The 17,046-nt window shown below is 69.1% G+C and carries 20 protein-coding genes; 7 read left to right on the forward strand and 13 right to left on the reverse strand.

Annotated elements, in window-relative coordinates; all coding sequences use genetic code 11:
- Positions 1-44: 44 nt before the first annotated feature.
- The 4 genes from WG902_RS19950 to WG902_RS19965 all read left to right on the forward strand — a co-directional run bounded on the left by WG902_RS19950 (position 45) and on the right by WG902_RS19965 (position 2,338).
- A complete protein-coding gene (locus WG902_RS19950) occupies positions 45-1,103 on the forward strand; it encodes a calcium-binding protein (RefSeq protein ID WP_340061952.1) in 1,059 nt (352 codons plus the stop codon).
- On the forward strand, positions 1,100-1,804 hold the full coding sequence (locus WG902_RS19955) for a haloacid dehalogenase type II (protein ID WP_340061953.1): 705 nt from the start codon (positions 1,100-1,102) through the stop codon (positions 1,802-1,804). Before WG902_RS19950 ends, WG902_RS19955 begins: the two co-directional genes overlap by 4 nt.
- Before the next feature lie 116 nt (positions 1,805-1,920).
- On the forward strand, positions 1,921-2,106 hold the full coding sequence (locus WG902_RS19960; protein WP_340061954.1) for a hypothetical protein: 186 nt from the start codon (positions 1,921-1,923) through the stop codon (positions 2,104-2,106).
- Positions 2,107-2,110: 4 nt separating this feature from the next.
- Positions 2,111-2,338: a hypothetical protein gene (locus WG902_RS19965; RefSeq protein WP_340061955.1), complete on the forward strand. Its 228-nt coding sequence runs from the start codon at positions 2,111-2,113 to the stop codon at positions 2,336-2,338.
- Positions 2,339-2,418: 80 nt separating this feature from the next.
- Here WG902_RS19965 and gspE read toward each other — a convergent pair whose 3' ends face one another.
- The 10 genes from gspE to gspG are packed head-to-tail and all read right to left on the reverse strand — an operon-like array spanning position 2,419 to position 11,416.
- On the reverse strand, positions 2,419-3,825 hold the full coding sequence (gene gspE / locus WG902_RS19970; RefSeq protein WP_340061956.1) for a type II secretion system ATPase GspE: 1,407 nt from the start codon (positions 3,823-3,825) through the stop codon (positions 2,419-2,421).
- Between the two features lie 5 nt (positions 3,826-3,830).
- Positions 3,831-6,017: a type II secretion system secretin GspD gene (gene gspD, locus WG902_RS19975; RefSeq protein WP_340061957.1), complete on the reverse strand. Its 2,187-nt coding sequence runs from the start codon at positions 6,015-6,017 to the stop codon at positions 3,831-3,833.
- A 3-nt stretch (positions 6,018-6,020) separates the two neighbouring features.
- Complete coding sequence (gene gspN / locus WG902_RS19980) at positions 6,021-6,821, reverse strand: type II secretion system protein N (RefSeq protein WP_340061959.1); 801 nt, start codon at positions 6,819-6,821, stop codon at positions 6,021-6,023.
- A gap of 10 nt (positions 6,822-6,831) precedes the next feature.
- The gene (gspM, locus tag WG902_RS19985; protein ID WP_340061960.1) at positions 6,832-7,311 is read right to left on the reverse strand and encodes a type II secretion system protein GspM; all 480 of its coding nucleotides are present in this window, start codon (positions 7,309-7,311) and stop codon (positions 6,832-6,834) included.
- A complete protein-coding gene (gspL, locus tag WG902_RS19990; RefSeq protein ID WP_340061961.1) occupies positions 7,308-8,516 on the reverse strand; it encodes a type II secretion system protein GspL in 1,209 nt (402 codons plus the stop codon). The genes gspM and gspL overlap by 4 nt, the downstream gene beginning before the upstream one ends.
- A 25-nt stretch (positions 8,517-8,541) precedes the next feature.
- Positions 8,542-9,504 carry a type II secretion system minor pseudopilin GspK gene (gene gspK / locus WG902_RS19995; RefSeq protein WP_340061962.1) on the reverse strand — a complete coding sequence of 321 codons (963 nt, stop codon included), beginning with the start codon at positions 9,502-9,504 and terminating at the stop codon, positions 8,542-8,544.
- Complete coding sequence (locus WG902_RS20000) at positions 9,501-10,148, reverse strand: PulJ/GspJ family protein (RefSeq protein ID WP_340061963.1); 648 nt, start codon at positions 10,146-10,148, stop codon at positions 9,501-9,503. The genes gspK and WG902_RS20000 overlap by 4 nt, the downstream gene beginning before the upstream one ends.
- Positions 10,148-10,504, reverse strand: a complete 357-nt coding sequence (gene gspI, locus WG902_RS20005; RefSeq protein ID WP_340061964.1) for a type II secretion system minor pseudopilin GspI — start codon at positions 10,502-10,504, stop codon at positions 10,148-10,150. The genes WG902_RS20000 and gspI overlap by 1 nt, the downstream gene beginning before the upstream one ends.
- Positions 10,501-10,980 carry a prepilin-type N-terminal cleavage/methylation domain-containing protein gene (locus tag WG902_RS20010; RefSeq protein WP_340061965.1) on the reverse strand — a complete coding sequence of 160 codons (480 nt, stop codon included), beginning with the start codon at positions 10,978-10,980 and terminating at the stop codon, positions 10,501-10,503. Before WG902_RS20010 ends, gspI begins: the two co-directional genes overlap by 4 nt.
- Positions 10,955-11,416: a type II secretion system major pseudopilin GspG gene (gspG, locus tag WG902_RS20015; RefSeq protein ID WP_340061966.1), complete on the reverse strand. Its 462-nt coding sequence runs from the start codon at positions 11,414-11,416 to the stop codon at positions 10,955-10,957. The genes WG902_RS20010 and gspG overlap by 26 nt, the downstream gene beginning before the upstream one ends.
- 21 nt (positions 11,417-11,437) lie before the next feature.
- Between gspG and WG902_RS20020 the strand changes: the two genes are divergently transcribed.
- The gene (locus WG902_RS20020; RefSeq protein ID WP_340061967.1) at positions 11,438-11,932 is read left to right on the forward strand and encodes a type II secretion system protein N; all 495 of its coding nucleotides are present in this window, start codon (positions 11,438-11,440) and stop codon (positions 11,930-11,932) included.
- On the opposite strand, the gene WG902_RS20025 is transcribed toward WG902_RS20020, so the two are convergent.
- Entirely contained in the window at positions 11,902-12,654 is a 753-nt protein-coding gene (locus WG902_RS20025) for an adenosylcobinamide-GDP ribazoletransferase (protein ID WP_340061968.1), read from the reverse strand. The genes WG902_RS20020 and WG902_RS20025 overlap by 31 nt on opposite strands.
- 10 nt (positions 12,655-12,664) lie before the next feature.
- The gene (ilvA, locus tag WG902_RS20030) at positions 12,665-14,209 is read right to left on the reverse strand and encodes a threonine ammonia-lyase, biosynthetic (protein WP_340061969.1); all 1,545 of its coding nucleotides are present in this window, start codon (positions 14,207-14,209) and stop codon (positions 12,665-12,667) included.
- 184 nt (positions 14,210-14,393) lie between these two features.
- Here ilvA and WG902_RS20035 point away from each other — a divergent pair, with 184 nt between their 5' ends.
- The gene (locus WG902_RS20035) at positions 14,394-14,852 is read left to right on the forward strand and encodes an OsmC family protein (protein WP_340061970.1); all 459 of its coding nucleotides are present in this window, start codon (positions 14,394-14,396) and stop codon (positions 14,850-14,852) included.
- A gap of 32 nt (positions 14,853-14,884) precedes the next feature.
- Here WG902_RS20035 and coq7 read toward each other — a convergent pair whose 3' ends face one another.
- Entirely contained in the window at positions 14,885-15,502 is a 618-nt protein-coding gene (coq7, locus tag WG902_RS20040) for a 2-polyprenyl-3-methyl-6-methoxy-1,4-benzoquinone monooxygenase (RefSeq protein WP_340061971.1), read from the reverse strand.
- A 329-nt stretch (positions 15,503-15,831) separates the two neighbouring features.
- Between coq7 and WG902_RS20045 the strand changes: the two genes are divergently transcribed.
- Complete coding sequence (locus WG902_RS20045; RefSeq protein ID WP_340061972.1) at positions 15,832-16,968, forward strand: porin; 1,137 nt, start codon at positions 15,832-15,834, stop codon at positions 16,966-16,968.
- Positions 16,969-17,046: the final 78 nt, after the last annotated feature.

Below are 17,046 nucleotides of genomic sequence, written 5' to 3' on the forward strand. Positions count from 1 at the left end.
CGTATCAGAACGTAACCTCGGCGTCCCACTTCCCAGGAGACTCCATGGCGTCCATCCGGTTCTTTTCCGCGTTCAACATGGTCGCTGCCCAGGATTGGGACTGGAGCGTCACCGAGCACACCGCCGCTTCGCTCGTGATCCAGGACATCGGCGCCGGCAAGAAGCAGACGTTTGCGGGAACGTTTTCCTACGACTCGCTCGGTAACGTGAGCGGCAATGTCACCGGTACCGCGTTCTACGAAAATGGCGACATCGTCTATCGTGTCACGGGCCTGAACCACGACGCCGGCACCATGCAGGCCTTCGCCGAAACCAGTGGTGACACCCAGGAAACCTACGCGTTCGTGCTCTCGGGCAACGACGTGGTGACCGGCAGCGACGCGGCCGACACGCTGGCAGGCTATGGCGGGAACGACAAGATCAACGGCGGCGCCGGCCGCGACGGCATGCTGGGTGGCGCCGGCAACGACAGTTACGTCGTCGACAACGCGCTGGACAAGGTCTACGAAACCACGACCCGATCCTCCGGTGTCGATGCCGGGGGCATGGATGTCGTCAAGGCTTACGTGAGCTTCACGCTGAGCCAATTCGTCGAGAAGCTGATATTGACCGGCACTGCCGCCATCAACGGCACCGGCAATGCCGGCGATAACGCGATCATCGGCAACGGCGCCGCCAACACCTTGGCGGGCGGCGGCGGCGCGGACCTCCTGATCAGCGGTGACGGCGACGACGTGCTGCGCGGAGGCAGTGGCCGCGACACGACCGGCGGCGAAGGCGAGGACACCTTCGACTTCAACCTGGACACGGACAGCGGCGCCACGCGCACCACCTGGGACACCGTCAAGGATTTCGCCAACGGATTGGACAAGATCGACCTCTCCACGATCGATGCCAACGCGCTCGAGGACGGCAACCAGGCGTTCATGTACGCAGGCTCGGGGTCGTGGGGCGCGGGAGCCGCGGGCGCCGGGGTGTTGCGCTGCGTGGTCATGGCAGCCGGCGTCGTTCTGTACGGGAACACCGACGCGGACATCGACCCGGAGTTCGCCATCTTCCTGACGGGGGCGAACTTCGTGGAAGCCGCCGACTTGGTCCTGTGAGCCTGCCGCGCGACGTCGAAGTCCTCGCCTTCGACATCTTCGGCACGGTGGTCGACTGGCACGGCACCATCGTGCGCGAGATGGCGCGCCTGCATCCCCAGGTCGACGGCGACGCGTTTGCGACGGCGTGGCGCGCGGGCTATCGCCCGGCGATGGCGCGCGTCATGTCGGGCGAGCTTGGCTGGACGCTGATCGACGACCTGCATCGCATGATCCTCGACGGCATCCTGCCGCAGTTCGGACTCGAGCGCCTCGCCGAGCCCGCGCGCCGCGAGTTGAACCGGGTGTGGCACCGTCTGGACCCATGGCCGGATTCCGTCGAAGGACTGCAGCGCCTGAAGCGCAAGTACATCCTGTGCACGCTGTCCAACGGCAATATCGGGTTGCTCACGCGCATGGCCAAACGCGCAGGCCTGCCCTGGGATTGCATTCTTTCGGCGGAAGTGTTCCGCGCCTACAAGCCGGACCCGGCCGCTTATCTCGGCGTCGCGAAGGTGTTCGACCTGCCGCCGCAGCGCGTGATGCTGGTCGCCGCGCACCACGACGACCTGGAAGGCGCGCGTGCCTGCGGTTTGCGCACGGCGTACATCGAACGGCCGCTCGAGTTCGGCGCGGCGCGGCCGAAGGACGTGAGCGCCCGGCCGGAGAACGACATGCACGCGCGCGACCTCCTGGCCCTGGCCGACCGCCTCGGCTGCTGAGCAGCTGTAGTCAGGTGCTGACAGCCGAGCGAGGGCAACGCTGAGGCCGGACCGCGCACCGCTCCTAGCAGCCGAGGCCCGCGGCGGCAGCACGATGGTGGCGAAAGGAGCGATCCATGCCCGAAGACCGCACGCCCCAGGACCACGGCTTGGCGCACCCACAGCCCGAGCGTGGGCGCATTCCGCAGCCCCAGCCGCAAGCCGGCGACGATGAGCGCGAACTGGTGCCGAACCAGCCGGCTTCCGAGCCGCGTCACAACGTCGTCGATGGCAGCACGAAGACCGTGCAGGAACCGGACTGACGCCATGGTGATGTTCAAGGCCAAGTTCAAGCCGATGGTGGCGGACAAGCCGTCCGCCGGCGTGGGACGCAACCTGCATCGGCTGCAGCAGCAACAGCAGCAGCAACCGCAACCGCAACCGCAACCCGTGCCCGAACCGGAGGAAAAAGCCCCGCCCGTGGACAAGGAGCAGGGCGAGCAGATCCCGGTGAAAGAGCCCGGGCCGCCGCACCAGCCGCAGCGCGTGCGGTAGCCAGGGGTCCGCGCGGCCGGGAGGCGGGCCTGCGTTCGGGTCGATAAGGCGGCGCAGGCTAGGCGCGGGCGCGCGTCACATCAGTCGCGCGTCACGCGCAACACTTCCTCTCGCGAGGTGATGCCTTCGCGCACCAGCCGCTCGCCGTCCTCACGCATCAGCCGCATGCCGCTGGCCAGCGCGGTGGCGCGGATCTCCTGCTCCCCGGCCTTGTTGTGGATCATCGTGCGGGTGCGCTCGTCGGCGGTCATGAGCTCGAAAATCCCCGTGCGTCCCTGGTAGCCGGTGTAGCCGCAGTGGGAGCAGCCACGCGGCGCGCCTTCCACCGCATCCTTGCTGCAATACGCGCACAACTTGCGCACCAGCCTTTGCGCGAGCACGCCCAGCAGCGATGAACTCAAAAGGAATGGCTCCACGCCCATGTCGGTCAGGCGCGTGACCGCGCTCGGCGCATCGTTGGTGTGCAGCGTGGCCAGCACCAGGTGGCCGGTCAGCGAGGCTTGAATGGCGATCTGCGCCGTTTCGTAGTCCCGGATTTCGCCGATCATGATGACGTCGGGGTCCTGCCGCAGGATCGCGCGCAGCGCCTTGGCGAAGTCGAGGTCGATCTTGGGGTTGACCTGGGTCTGCCCGATTCCGGGCAGCTCGTACTCGATCGGATCCTCCACCGTCATGATGTTGCTGGTGGACGCATCCAGGCGGCTCAGCGCCGCATACAGCGTGGTCGTCTTGCCCGAGCCGGTAGGACCCGTCACCAGGATGATGCCGTGGGGCTGCTCGATCAGCTTCAGGAAGCGCTCCAGCGTGGCGCCCGTCATGCCGACGGATTCCAGGCTGATGCGGCTTTCGGTCTTGTCCAGCAGGCGCAGCACCGCGCGCTCGCCATGCGCGCTGGGCAGGGTGGAAACGCGCACGTCGACCGCGCGGGTGCCGATGCGCAGCGAGATGCGTCCGTCCTGCGGCATCCGCTTTTCCGCGATGTCCAGCTCCGCCATGATCTTCAGGCGCGAGATCAGCGCGGCGTGCAGCGCCCGGTTCGGCTGCACCACTTCGCGCAGCGCGCCGTCGACGCGAAAGCGCACGCTGGAGTGGCGCTCGTACGGCTCGATGTGGATGTCGCTGGCGCCGTCCCGCGCTGCCTGCGTGAGCAGCGCGTTGAGCATGCGGATGATCGGGGCGTCGTCGCTGGCCTCCAGCAAGTCCTCCACCGCCGGCAGCTCCTGCATCATGCGGGTGAGGTCGGCGTCGTTCTGCACCTCGCTCACCACCGTGGCGGCGCTCGATTCGCCTTGCGCATAAGCGGCGCTGATGCGCTGGGCCAGCGCCTGCGCCTCCAGCTGCTGGAGCGTTCGGACCTGGTACTTGCGCATCACCTCGGTCCACCCCGGGGCAGGCGTGCCGGCGTGCCACAGCACGAGCCGCTCGCCGTCATCCTCGAGCAGCAACTGCTGGCTGCGCGCGAACGCGTAGGGCAGGGGGTAGCGCATGGCGGTCAGCGCTCGCTGGGCGCGGTCAGGGCGGGCGGCGGAACAAGCGGCTTCCAGGTGTCCATCGGCGGCGTGGGCTTGGTCGCCTGGGGCATCACCGGCGCCCCCTCCAGCGGCACCAGCGCGCTGGGCAGCGGCTGCGAGTTCTGCTGCTTGACCCGCATCAGGTCGTAGCGGTCCAGCGAGATGGCGTCGCTTTGCGCCGCGTCGCGCAGGACGATGGGACGCAGGAAGACCATGAGGTTGCTCTTCACGCGCCTGCGTTGTTCGCTGCGGAACAGGTTCCCGAAGACGGGCATGTCTCCGAGGCCGGGTACTTTCTCCTGGCTGCTGCCATAGCGGTCCTCGAGCAGCCCGCCGAGAACCACGATGGAGCCGTCGTCCACCAGCACGTTGGATTCGATGGTCCGCTTGTTCGTGGTGGGCCCGTTCGGGTCCCTTTCCGAGCCCGCCTGCACCGCCGACGCTTCCTGATAGATCGTCAGGCGCACCGTGCCGTTCTCGTTGATCTGCGGCTTCACGCGCAAGGTCAGGCCGACGTCGCGCCGCTCGACGGTCGTGAAGGGATTCACCGAACCGCCCGCGGTGCCGGTGTTCGTGAACTGCCCCGTGATGAAGGGCACGTTCTGGCCGATCACGATCTTGGCTTCCTCGTTGTCCAGCGTCAGCAGGTTCGGCGTCGACAGCACGTTGGCGTCGGCATTGGTCTCCAGGAAGCGCGCCAGGAATGCCAGCAAGGGGGTTCCGTTGATGTTGCGTGCAACGCCGAAATTCAAGCCCGTCGCAGGACGCACGAGAGCGGCCGCCGCCGAGTCTGCGGGAAGGCCCCCGGCAGCCTGGAGCGCCAGGCTGATGATGTTGGTGCCGGCGCCGCTGGTGCCGCTGAAGTTGGTGCCCAGGACACCGACGACGCTGCTGCTGGTGTTGCCCAGCAGGTTCTGCCACTGGATGCCGAATTCCGCCGCCTTGTCGGCGTTCACTTCGACGATCAGGCTTTCCACCATCACCTGCGCCCGCCGGCCGTCCAGCTGGTCGATCACCGCGCGCAGCTGCCGGTATTGCGGCTCCGGCGCCGTGATGATCAGCGAATTGGTCGATGGATCGGCCTGGATCTGGCCGCCGGTGGACGGCTGCGCCGACGGCGTGATGGGAGACGTGGATGCGCTCGTCCCGGTGCCCGTGCCCGCGCCGCTCAGGCCGCTGGTGGTCGTGGGGGAGCCCGAGTTGGAGAGGCCCGCAGTCGTGGGGACGCTGCTGGCGCCGCCGCCGGGACTGTTGGGGGACATGCTTGCCAACGCAGCACGCAGCACCGAGGCCAGCTTGGTGGCGTCGGCGTTGCGCAGGTAGACGACGTAGATGTTGCCGGATGGCGTGGTGGCCCCCGGCTGGTCCAACCGGGCCACCAGGGTGCGCACGAGGTTCAGGCGGGCCGGGTTGGCCGCCCGCACGATCAGCGAGTTGCTGCGCGGCTCCGCGATGACCGTCGTGCGAAACGAGGTGTCCGTCTGGCCCTGCGCAGCGGCAGTGGGCGCGCCGCCGCCGCCGCCGCTGGAATCCACCAGGCGCTGCACGATGGGGGCCAGGTCGGTGGCCAGTGCGTTGCGCAGGTTGATCACCTCGACATCGGTCGCATTGGAGATGTCCAGCGCCGCGATGATGCGGCCGATGCGCTGCAGGTTGTCGGCGTAGTCGGTGATCACCAGCGAGTTGTTGCCGGGATTCACGTTGATGGTGTTGTTCGGGCTGATCAGGGGACGCAGGATCGGCACCAGGTTGGCGGCGGTCTCGAAGTTCAGCCGGAAGATCTGCGTGACGATCTGGTTGCCGCCGGTGCCCGTCACGGTGACCGCGCCGCCCTGCAGCTTGGCCTCGGCCTCCGGCACCACTTTCCACAGGCCGCCGGATTCGACGATGGTGAAGCCGGACAGGCGCAGCGTCGCCACGAACTGGTTGAAGGCCACCGCGGGCGGGACGGGGCGGTCGGTGGACAACGTGATCGCGCCCTTGACGCGCGGGTCCACCACGATGTTGCGGCCGGTGATCGCGGCCATCGTGCGGGCCACCGCCTCGATCTCGGCGTTGACGAAGTTCAGCGTGATCGGCTCGTTGGACCGCTGCGCATGCAGCGCGCCGGGTGCGCCGGCCAGCAGGAGGCTGGCGGCGAGCGAGGCGGCGGCGAGACGGAAATTCATGGGTCAGCCAATGGAGATGAGGGACCGGGTGCCGCTGCGGCGCCCGATGATGTTCAGGAGGTTGGCGAGGGCCGCTTCACGTTCGGGAGCGGCGCTGGCCTCGCCGTTGAATCGCAGGCGGGACCCCACCCATTGGCCTGTGCCCGACAGCTGCAGGCTGCCATCGAGAGTGTCCACGGCCAGCGTGGCCGGCGTTCCACCTTGCAACGTCATGCGGTAGCTGCCCATGGGCCTCAGGGTAGACAGGCGCGACGCCACGCGCAACGCCATCAACTCGGCCCGCCCGGCAATGGCCAGGCGGCCTGCGATCCATTCTACTGAAAGGCCTTGCGTTCTCAGCTGCAGATCGCCGTCGAGTTGTAAAGTGTTCCAGGGTGTTCCGAGCCCCGTCGTCACGTGGGCCGGCCACTCGGACAGGCCATCCGCCACCACCGCGCGCACGCCGCCCACGCGCCAGTGGGCTCGCACTTCGATGGGCTCCCGGCTGCAGCATTCCGGCCGCACGCGCGCCAGCACGCCGTCCCAGCGCGGACGCAGCGTCCACGTCACGCGGCCAGGCAAAGCCGCCGCGTCCGTGCTGCCGGCGCCTCCGGTCAACACCAGCTGGGCGGAGCCGCCCCACAGCGTGCCGCGGGCATCCGTCAGCAGCAGCTGGCCACCAGTGGCGCGGTCGACGCCAGCGGTCAGCCATCGCGCGGGTGCAAAGAGAACCAGCGCGCCGGCGAGGCCCAGGACCGCGCCCGCCGCTGCCCACGACCAGGGGGCTTCGCGGGCAGGGCGAGGGTTGCGCAGGGGGCGGGCCACGTTGGGCGGCCTAGCGCGGGGGCAGCGTCATCACCAGGCTGCCGTCCCAGCCGCCTGACGCGTTGCGCGACAGCCGGGCTTCGCCGGGGATGGCCCGCGCATTGGTGCGCACCTGCGACAACCACTGCGCCAGCGCATTCGCCGGCGTGTTGGTGAGGGTGACGGTGACGCGGTCGCCGGCGATGGCGTAGCGCGCGCTGACGCCCAGTTGCTGGCGGATGGCTGCTTCCAGCTGCCGCATCGCTTCGTCATGGCTGAGCTTCGGCTGCGCCTGCATCGCCCGCGCCTGCGCCTGCAGCCTGCGCATCTGCTGCAGTTGCGTATCCACCTCTCGATGCTGGCTATCGGCGGAGCGCAGCGTGGCGAGGGCAGGGCCGATGGCCAGCCACCAGAGCAGCGCCAGCGCCACCAATGCCGTGGCCGCGGCGACCAGCGCCTGTTCGCGCGGCGCCAGGCCAGCCCAGCGCGCGCGCAACTCCCGGGCATTCATCGCGCATCCTCCGCCGACACCACCAGCGCCGAATCGCGCACCGTGGCGGTGTAGCCAACCGTCTTCAACCGCGTCGTGACGCTGCGCAATTCATCGGGCGACAGCACGATGCCGCGAGCCCGCAGGTCGCCTGCCGCGTACTCCAGGGCCGTGGGGGCGCGATCCGCGGGCAGCGCCGAGGCCAGGGCCCCGAGCAGCGCATCCAGGTCGCGGGGCGATGGCACGCCGGTCTGCTGGCGCAGCGTGGCGACCTCGCGCTCCATCTGCACCGGTGCGTCCACGACCACCTTGACCTGCGGAAAACTGTCGGTCAGCACCTGGCGCACGGCCTCGCGCTTGGTGTCCAGCGCGGCGCGCTCCTTCCACGCCCAGGCGTTGAGCCCCAGCAGGTTGGCGGCGACGAGCACGGCGGCCGCCCAGCGCGCCGGACGCCAGGGCGCGCCATGCAGCACCTCCCCCCAGCCGGTTGCCAGCTTCTTCAATGCGCGCGCGCGCGAAGAGCTCGCCAGGTCGAACTGCGCCAGGTCCCAGCGGGTGCGCGCCGCCTGCAGCCAGCGCTGCGGCGCCTGCTGCAGCACCACCTTTTCATTCAGCAGCTGTTCCGCGACGGCGGCGACGGCGGGTTCAGCCAGGCGCTGCGCGTCCTCCGGCAGCACCGGCAGCAGCGGCAGCGAGGCGGCCGTCAATGGCAGGACCAGCACGCCTTCGTCGCTGCTCGCCACTGCGACGGGCTGCTCGGCGTCGCCCAGGACCACCAGGGCCAGCGCGCCTTCCGGCGCGAACTCCGGGACGATGCGGGTGGCCGGCCGCCCCGCTGCTTCCAGCAGCTGCAGGGCATTGCGCAACCATTGGCGGTTGCATGCGGCCACCCAGGCCGTTGCGCCCGCGCGGGCATCCGGGGCCAGTGCCAGGTGCACCGCCTCGGTGTCGTCCAGCAGTTGCTCCTCCAGCAAGCCCTCGAGGGCGGCCCGCAGGCGCGGCGTGCCCTGCGCCATGCCCTTGGGCAAGTCGACGCGGTGCCAGGCGAGCGCCTGCACGGGCACCAGGGCCACGGTCTCGGCGCCGGTGCCGCGCGGCGCCGGCAGCAACGCGGCCGGCGATTTGCCGTGGTCGGCGAGCGTGCGGCCATCGGGCGTGAGCGCGTACGCCCACTCCGTCGCGCTGGTGGCAGGCTCGAGTGGCAGCGAAACGATGAGGGAGCTCATGGATTGCGGGCGATTGTAGGGGCCGCTACTTTCGCGCCGTCGCCTGCGGCGGGCTTTCGGCCGCGCCGCGCTCGCGCGTCACGATGCGGATGTCCAGTCCGGTTCGCTGCACGACCGAGCGCTCCTCGATCACCACGTTGTCGATCCGCAGACGCCCGCGCACTTCGAAGAACTGGGAGCTGACTCCCGCCGTGTTGGCGAAGGCGGTGGGGGCTTTTGTCAGGGCCGCAGCTTCGTTGACTGAGCGGAAGTACTGAGCTTGGCGCACGGCGACCAGCTTCTGCGCGTCCGCCATGTCGATGCCCTGGCCGGCGGCATAGATCGCCTCTGCGCTGGCGGTGTTGAGATTCAGCAGCGTCCGTACGGGCAGGACCGTCACATGCGGCTCGAGCGCGGCGATGGTTTCCGGCGCCAGGCCGAGCCACTGCAGCTGTTCCAACCGGTTCGGCATCAGCGGCGCTCGCTTCGCAGACAGGTTCTCGGTGCTGAGGTCGGCCGCGAACTGCAGGTTGGCTGCCATGGTTTCCAGTTGCTGCCGCGGCAGCCCCAGCGCGTCGAACAGTCGGTTGAAGACCTCGCGCTGAAGTTGCGACTGAGTGCCCGCCTGCAGCAGGCTGGTGACATTCAACTTGGCCTGCAGGTCGGCGATCTGGCCGGAAAGGAAAATGTTTGCGGAGTCGCTGCCTTCCACGCTCACGTTGCGGTCGGCCGCCAGGAAGGTGGCCAGGCGTGCCTCCTGCAGCGGCACCGCCCAGGGTTCTGCGAGATGGTCCGCGTTCCCGGCCCGCGCATCCTCGCGCAGGATAAGGCGCGCCCAGTCGAGCGCGCCGCCGAGGATCCAGCCGGACTGCACGCGCATGCGGTCGGCGCCTTCCACTTCGGCGCTGCGCCATTGGTGCCACACCGACGCGGCGGCGAACGTCGCGACCAGCGTCACGGTCAACATGGCAGCCAGCAGTGCCGCGCCGCGATGGGCTCGCCGGGTCATGATGGCGCCCCGCTCAGGGTGGGCCGGACCCAGTCGCGCTGCAGGCGCCCGCCGATCGCCCGCGCCTGCGGCAGCAGCAGGATCAGGCGCACGCCGTCGGGCAGCGTGCTGGTGTTCGGCGCGGCATCCGCATCGCCGTCCCCGCTCGACAGCGGATTGGTCCAGCTGTTGCCGCGGTAGAAGAAGATCTGCCATTCCTCCAGTGGGGTGATGGCGACCTCGCGCGCCCGCAGCGCGTCGCTCGGGTTCTGGGACCACAGGTCGGCCTGTTGCCAGGCGGTGTCCAGGTCGCCGCGCAGCAGCACGGGCGGCGACTCCCAGCGCAGCCAGCGGCCTTCGCGCCGCGTCCAGCCCACCACGCGCGCGCCCTCGGTGGGCGACAGGCTGCTGCGGCGGGTGAGGCGCAGCACGCGGCCGTTCCACTCCAGTGCCCGCGCTGGCGGATATTCCTCGATCGCATCGAGGTCCGCGGTCCACTGCGCCAGCCCGGTCTGCAGCGCCAGGACTTCGTCCGCACGCGCCTCGGTGATCTGGCGCGCCCGCATCATGCCGTCCAGTCCGCGCCAGCTCAGGCCCGCCAGCAAGGCCAGGGCGAACAGCGAGACCAGCAGTTCGACCAGGGTGAAGCCTCGGGCCCCCCGCATCAGTAGCGCCCCATCACCGTGGACACCCGCACGATCGGGGTGTCGCCGGCGAGCACCTGCGCATCGACGCGGCGGAAGCTCGGGTTGGGCGTCGGCGCCACCGTCAGGTGCACGCGGAACGCCAGGCCGGCCTGCTCGCAGGTCTGGTCGCTGTCGCCCACCGCCGGCAGCTGGCGCATCAGCCGCAGGCGGCCCAGCTCGTTCTCGGCGCAGATGTGCGCCAGCAGCACGTCGGACTGACGCTGCGCATTGAGCGTCAGCGCCGCCGTGGCCTGCGCACCCGCCACCAGCGCGATGGCGACGATGCCCAGCGACACCAGCACCTCGATCAGCGTGAAGCCGCCGTGGCGATTCATGGCGCGGCGATGCTGAAAGGCCGCACGCCGTCGGTGGCGATGCGCACGAACTGCTCGGGTCGCGACGCGCTGGTCAACACCAGCGCCTGCGGGCCGATCACCGGCTCCGGGCCCAGCACCAGCACCGCGTTGCCGACGACGCGGGTGTCATCGGCCAGCCAGCGCTCCGACAGCGTCTCGCGCGGCAGGCCCTCGAACCGGAAGCCGGCCTCCGTGGCGACCCAGCGCACCGGCTGCCCGCTCAGGCGCGAGCGGGCACGCGCGGATTCCAGCAACGCCGTCAGCCGCAACGCATCGCGATCCAGCGGCGCGCCGGCCGCATCGCGCATGGCAAAGCCGACGCCGGCGGAGGCGATGGCGATGATCGCCACCACCACCATCAGCTCGATCAGGGTGAAGCCCGCGAAGCGGGGACGCAGCCGCGCGGGCTGCGGCGCGTCGCCGCGGCTGTTACTGCCAGGAGCCGACGTCGGCATTCTTGCCCTCGCCGCCGGCCTGTCCGTCCGCGCCGAAGGACATCACGTCGATCTCGCCTTTCACGCCGGGGTTGAGGTACTGGTACGGCCGCCCCCACGGATCGTTGGGCAGCTTCTCCAGGTATGGCTTCCAGTTCGGCGCCGGCGGCCCGACGGTGGGCCGGGCGATCAGTGCCGACAGGCCCTGCTCCCCGGTCGGATAGCGCTGGTTGTCCAGCTTGTACAGCTTCAAGGCCTGCATCACGTTGTTGACGTCGGTGCGGGCGGCGGTGACGCGCGCGTCATCGGCGCGGTCCAGCACGTTGGGGACGATCAGGGCGGCGAGCACGCCGATGATGACGAGCACCACCATCAGTTCGATCAGGGTGAAACCGGCGTGCGCCAGCTGGCCTGGCAAGGCGCGCAGGCGGCGACGGGAGAAGGAGTTCCATGACATCCGTTCCATCATAATCGCCGCATGCTCACATCGATCCCCGCGACTTGGACGGTGCGCGGCGCGACCTTTGCACTGTGGGCGCTGGCCGCCGCGAGCGCCGCGTTCTGGGCCTTGAAGCTCGGCGGCAGTTCGGCTGGGGTACTCGCGCCGTTGCCACCCGCGCGCCCGGTGCTGTCGGCGGACCCTGGCGCCATTGCCCGCTTGCTCGGCAGCGCGCCCGCGACGGCCTCGGCTGCCGCGCCGCAGGCGTCGTTCGCCAGCCGCTTCCAGCTGGTGGGCGTGGTCGCAGGCGAGCGCTCGGGTGGCGGGGCCGCGGTGATCTCCGTGGACGGCCGGCCCGCGCGGCCCTACCGCGTGGGCAGTTCGCTGGACCAGGGGCTGGTGCTGCAATCCGTGCGTGGCCGTACCGCGTCGATAGCCGCCAGCATGACGGCGACGCCGCTGCTCACGCTGGAACTGCCGTCGTTGCGCAGCGACCTGGCAGGTCAGCCGGCCGCAAGCGCCGCGCCCAGGTAGAAGCCGGCTTCGCACACCTGCTGCACGGCCCCGAAGACGCCGTCGTCGAAGCCGGCGGCCCGGCGGCGCAGGAAGTGCAGCATCGCCAAGCCGGCCAGCACGGCTGCGAGCAAGGCGATCGCCGGGAACGCCGGGCCGGCCACCAGCACCATCAACGACAGCGGCACCACGCACCACAGTGCGGACAGTCCGAGCGCGCGCCGCTGCACCGCAGCGGGCGAGAGCAGGTGCGCCGCAGCCAGCGGCAGGTAGCGCGACACGACGTGGGCCGCGAACAGCGCCGACATCAGCGCGACTTCCGAGGCCGCGGCCAGCGCCGCGAGCAGCGCCAGCTTGCCGGCAATGAGCAGCAGCGATGCGATCACCCCCAGAGCCGAACCCGAGGCACCGGGCTGCGCGGCATCCAGCCGGTCGGCGGTGCGGAACAGCGCGCCTTCATGCAGCGCGCCCGTCAGCAACACCGTCGCCAGGGTGCTGAACACCGCAGCGACGGCGGGGGACCAGGGGTTGCCGCGCAACATGACCGAAACCAGCGCGAACACGAGGCAGGCCACCATGCCGACCAGCCAGCCCACGCCGGGCGCCTGCGCCAGGGATGCGGCCCCGGTTGCCGCGGGAGCGGCCCCCGCGTCGGGCGGCCGCGGCCGCAGCCGGGTGAAGCGCGCCAGCGCGAGCGCGCAATCGCGCACGAAGAGGTGGAAGGTGGTGCGCAAGGCGGTCATCCAAGGGCCCTCAGCTGCGCAGGAAGAGGCGATAGACCGGATTGGCCGTCTCGTCCACGTGCGGGTATCCGAGCTCGTCCAGGAACGACTGGAACGCCTTCCCCTCGCTGGCGGGCACCTGCAGGCCGACCAGGATGCGGCCGTAGTCGGCGCCCTGGTTGCGGTAGTGGAACAGGGAGATGTTCCAGTTCGGCCGCATGTGCGACAGGAACTTCATGAGCGCGCCGGGCCGCTCGGGGAAGATGAAGCGCAGCAGGCGCTCGTCGTTCGCCAGCGGCGACGGGCCACCCACCATGTGGCGCACGTGCTCCATGGCGAGTTCGTCATGCGTCAGGTCCAGCGTGCCGAATCCGTGGCGGGTGAAGTTGGCCGCGATGCGCGCCGACTCGCCCTTGCCGTGCGTGGTGAGGCCGACGAACACGTGGGCCTGCTGCGCGTCGCTGATGCGGTAGTTGAACTCCGTCACGTTGCGCGCGCCGCCGGGCAGCGCGCCGATCACCTCGCAGAAGCGGCGAAAGCTGCCGCGCTCCTCGGGGATGGTGACGGCGAACAGCGCCTCGCGTTCCTCGCCCACCTCGGCGCGTTCGGCGACGAAGCGCAGCCGGTCGAAATTGATGTTGGCGCCGCACAGGATGGCCGCATAGGTCTCGCCGCGCGTCTTGTGCTCGGCGACGTACTGCTTGATCGCGGCCACGGCCAGCGCACCCGCGGGCTCCACGATGCTGCGCGTGTCGACGAACACGTCCTTGATCGCCGCGCAGACCGCATCGGTGTCCACCAGCATGTAGCCGTCCACCAGCTCCCGCGCCAGGCGGAAAGTCTCCTCGCCCACCAGCTTGACCGCGGTGCCGTCGGAGAACAGGCCCACGTCGCCCAGCGTCACGCGCTTTTTCGCGGCCACCGAGCGGGTCATCGCATCGGAGTCGCGCATCTGCACGCCGATCACCTTGACCTCCGGGCGCACCGACTTGATGTAGCTGGCGACGCCGGCGATCAGCCCGCCGCCGCCGATGGCCACGAACACGGCATCGAGCGGGCCCTGGTGCTGCCGCAGGATCTCCATGGCGATGGTGCCCTGGCCGGCGATCACGTCCGGGTCGTCGAACGGGTGGACGAAAGTCAGTTGCTGCTTTTCGCACAGCCCGTTGGCGTGGTCGAACGCGTCCGAGTAGCTGTCGCCATGCAGGACCACCTCGCCGCCGAGCGCGCGGACCGCGTCGATCTTCAGCTGCGGCGTCGTCACCGGCATCACGATCACGGCCCGGGTGCCCAGCTTCTGGGCGGCCAGCGCCACGCCCTGGGCGTGGTTGCCGGCGGAGGCGCAGATCACGCCGCGTTCCAGCTGTTGCGCCGTCAGCTGCACCATCTTGTTGTATGCGCCGCGCAGCTTGAAGCTGAACACCGGCTGCTGGTCCTCCCGCTTGAGGAGCACCTTGTTGTGCAGGCGGCGGCTGAGGTTGCGCGCCGGCTCCAGGGCGGATTCGACGGCGACGTCGTAGACCCGCGCCGTGAGGATCTTCTTGAGGTAATCCTCGGGCTGCAGGTGTTTCTTCATGGCGCGGGCATCATAAGTGGCGCAGAAAAAAGCCCCCGGACCTTGCGATCCAGGGGCTGAATCCACCTTGGAGGGTGGAGGAGACAACCGTCGATGCGTAGCGGAATCGCTATGCTGTGAAACCAGTATAGCCCGCTATTTGTTGCATTGCACCAAGCGTGTTGCGCCGAAGGAAATGAGAACCATGGAATGCATTGTGAGTTGGACGGGGGCCACGGGTGCCCGGTCCGGGATGGGATTCGTCGCCGAGACGGGAAGTGGGCACGTGCTCGTCATGGATGGCGCGCCGGATGAAGCGAAGCCCGAGAACGGCGGCCGGAACCTGGCCCCGCGTCCCATGGAAACGGTGCTGGCCGGCACCGGCGGATGCACGGCTTACGACGTGGTGCTGATCCTCAAGCGAGGCCGCCACGCCGTCAGCGCCTGCTCGGTCAAGCTCACGGCGGACCGGGCGGCCACGGACCCGAAAGTATTCACGAAGATCCACATGCACTTCACCGTGCGCGGGCGCAAGTTGCCTGCGCAAGCCGTTGAACGCGCAATCGCCATGAGCCACGAGAAGTACTGCTCCGCGAGCGCGATGCTGGCCAAGACGGCGGAGATGACGACCAGCTTCAATCTGCTGGAGGACGATGCCCCGTAGGCCGGGGTGACGGCAGGAACCCCGGTGAAGGTTCAGACGTAGTGCGCGGTGGTGGTCATCACCCTGGCCGCCGCCCGCATCGCCAGCTTCACCGCGGCCGGCAATTCGGTCGCGCCGCTGGCCAGCGCCAGCTTCGCGTGCGCGGCTTCGTCGTCCTTCATCTGCGCCACGATCGCCCGCGAGGCATGGTCGGCAGCCGGCAACCGGTCCAGGTGGCCCTGCAGGTGCGCTTCCACCTGGCGCTCGGTTTCCACCAGGAAGCCCAGGCTGACCGGGTCGCCCAGGCGGCCGGCGACCAGCCCCAGCCCGAAGGCGCCCGCATACCAGAGCGGATTGAGCAGCGAAGGCCGGGCCCCGAGTTCGTCCAGCCGCGTCCTGGTCCAGGCGAGATGGTCGGTTTCCTCCCGCGCGGCTTGCTCGAGTTGCAGCCGCAGCCCCGCGTTGCGGGTGGCCATGGCCTGCGCCGTGTAAAGCGCCTGGGCGCAGATCTCCCCGACGTGGTTGACCCGCATGAGTGCCCCGGCATGCCTGCGCTCGTCGGCGCCGAGGTGCGTCGCCTCGTTGGGCACCACGGGACACGGCCGCGATGCGCGCGGGGTGGCGAAGAGGGTGCGCAGGGTCTGGTCGAGTGCGCCGAGGAAGCGATCCATGTCCGGGAGTTTACGAGCGGCGCAGTCGGGTGGTCGAACGGCGCCCCAAGGCCTTGACTGACAGGAAAGCGACAGGCTTTTTCTGGGATGCGAAACGACGAACGGCCATCGTTGTTCGCATTCCACTCAGCCGTGGGAGGCTTGTTGTCCGTCCACAACGAAAGAGCTTGTGGAGGCCTAAATCCTTTGCGTCGGAAAAGACCGTCTGGTGCAATAGCGTCAACCTTCCAAAAGGAGGTTGGCCCGGGGATCCGGTGGGAGAGTGGACGTGCCTGCATTCGTTCTCCCATACGCACCGGAGCCCTATGTTTAACCTTGGAGAAACTTGCATGAAGAAAACCCTGATCGCGCTGGCTGTGATGGCTGCCGCCGGTGCGGCTTCCGCCCAGTCGTCCGTCACCCTGTTCGGTATCGTTGACGCTACTGCCCAGTGGACCCGTGGCTCGAGCGGCATTCCTGGCGTGGCCGGTGACGGCGACATCCGCTTCCGCGTGACCAACTCCGGCTACAACAGCTCGCGCCTGGGCTTCCGTGGAACGGAAGACCTGGGTGGTGGCATGGCCGCTTCCTTCTGGCTGGAAGCCGCTCTGTCGAACGACGACGGCAACGCTGGCGGTTTCAACTTCCAGCGCCGCTCCACGGTCAGCCTGTCCGGCGGCTGGGGTGAACTGCGTGTCGGTCGTGACTACACCCCGACCTTCTGGAACCTGACCGTGTTCGATCCGTTCGGCACCAACGGCTCCGGCACCACCGCCCTGCTGCAGTCGCCCAACCCGGACGGCAGCACGTTCGGCACCGTCACCGGTGGCACGGGCCCGAACACCGTTCGCGCCAGCAACAGCATCGGCTACTTCCTGCCGGCGAACATTGGCGGCGTCTACGGCCAGTTCATGTACGCTGAGAACGAGCTGCGCAACGACGTGGGTACCACGATCGACAACGGCCGTTACTTCGGTGGCCGCATCGGCTTCGCCTCTGGCCCGTTCAACATCGCTGCGTCCTATGGCCGCACCGACGTTCAAGGCCTGACCAGCCCGATTTTCCCGACTCGCCCCAGCGACGACATCACCGTGATGAACCTCGGTGGCTCGTGGGACTTCGGCGTGGCCAAGCTGATGGGTCAGCTGGCATGGGACAAGAACTACAGCGGCTTTGATGGCGCCGATGCGTTCGGTTTCCTGATCGGTGGCCTGGTTCCGGTGGGCGCTGGCGAGATCCGCCTGGCCTACTCCCAGTACAGCGTCGATGCCGGCGTCCTGGTCCCCGGCGGCCCGAGCTTCGAGCCGAAGGTGAAGAAGCTGGCCATCGGCTACGTGCACAACCTGTCCAAGCGCACGGCCGTGTACTCGACCATCGCCAAGCTGAAGAACTCCGGCGGCGCCTTCCAAGGCGTGAACAGCGCCGCTGGCCTCCAGGCGAACGACTCGTCGGTCGGCCTCGACCTGGGCATTCGCCACAGCTTCTGATTTTCGAACCGGCCCCCTGGGCCGGTGCAGGAAACAAGAAACTTGAAAAGCCGCCTTCGGGCGGCTTTTTTTATGAGT

The organism is Ramlibacter sp. PS3R-8 (genome assembly GCF_037572435.1).
In the GTDB taxonomy this organism is placed as follows: domain Bacteria; phylum Pseudomonadota; class Gammaproteobacteria; order Burkholderiales; family Burkholderiaceae_C; genus Ramlibacter.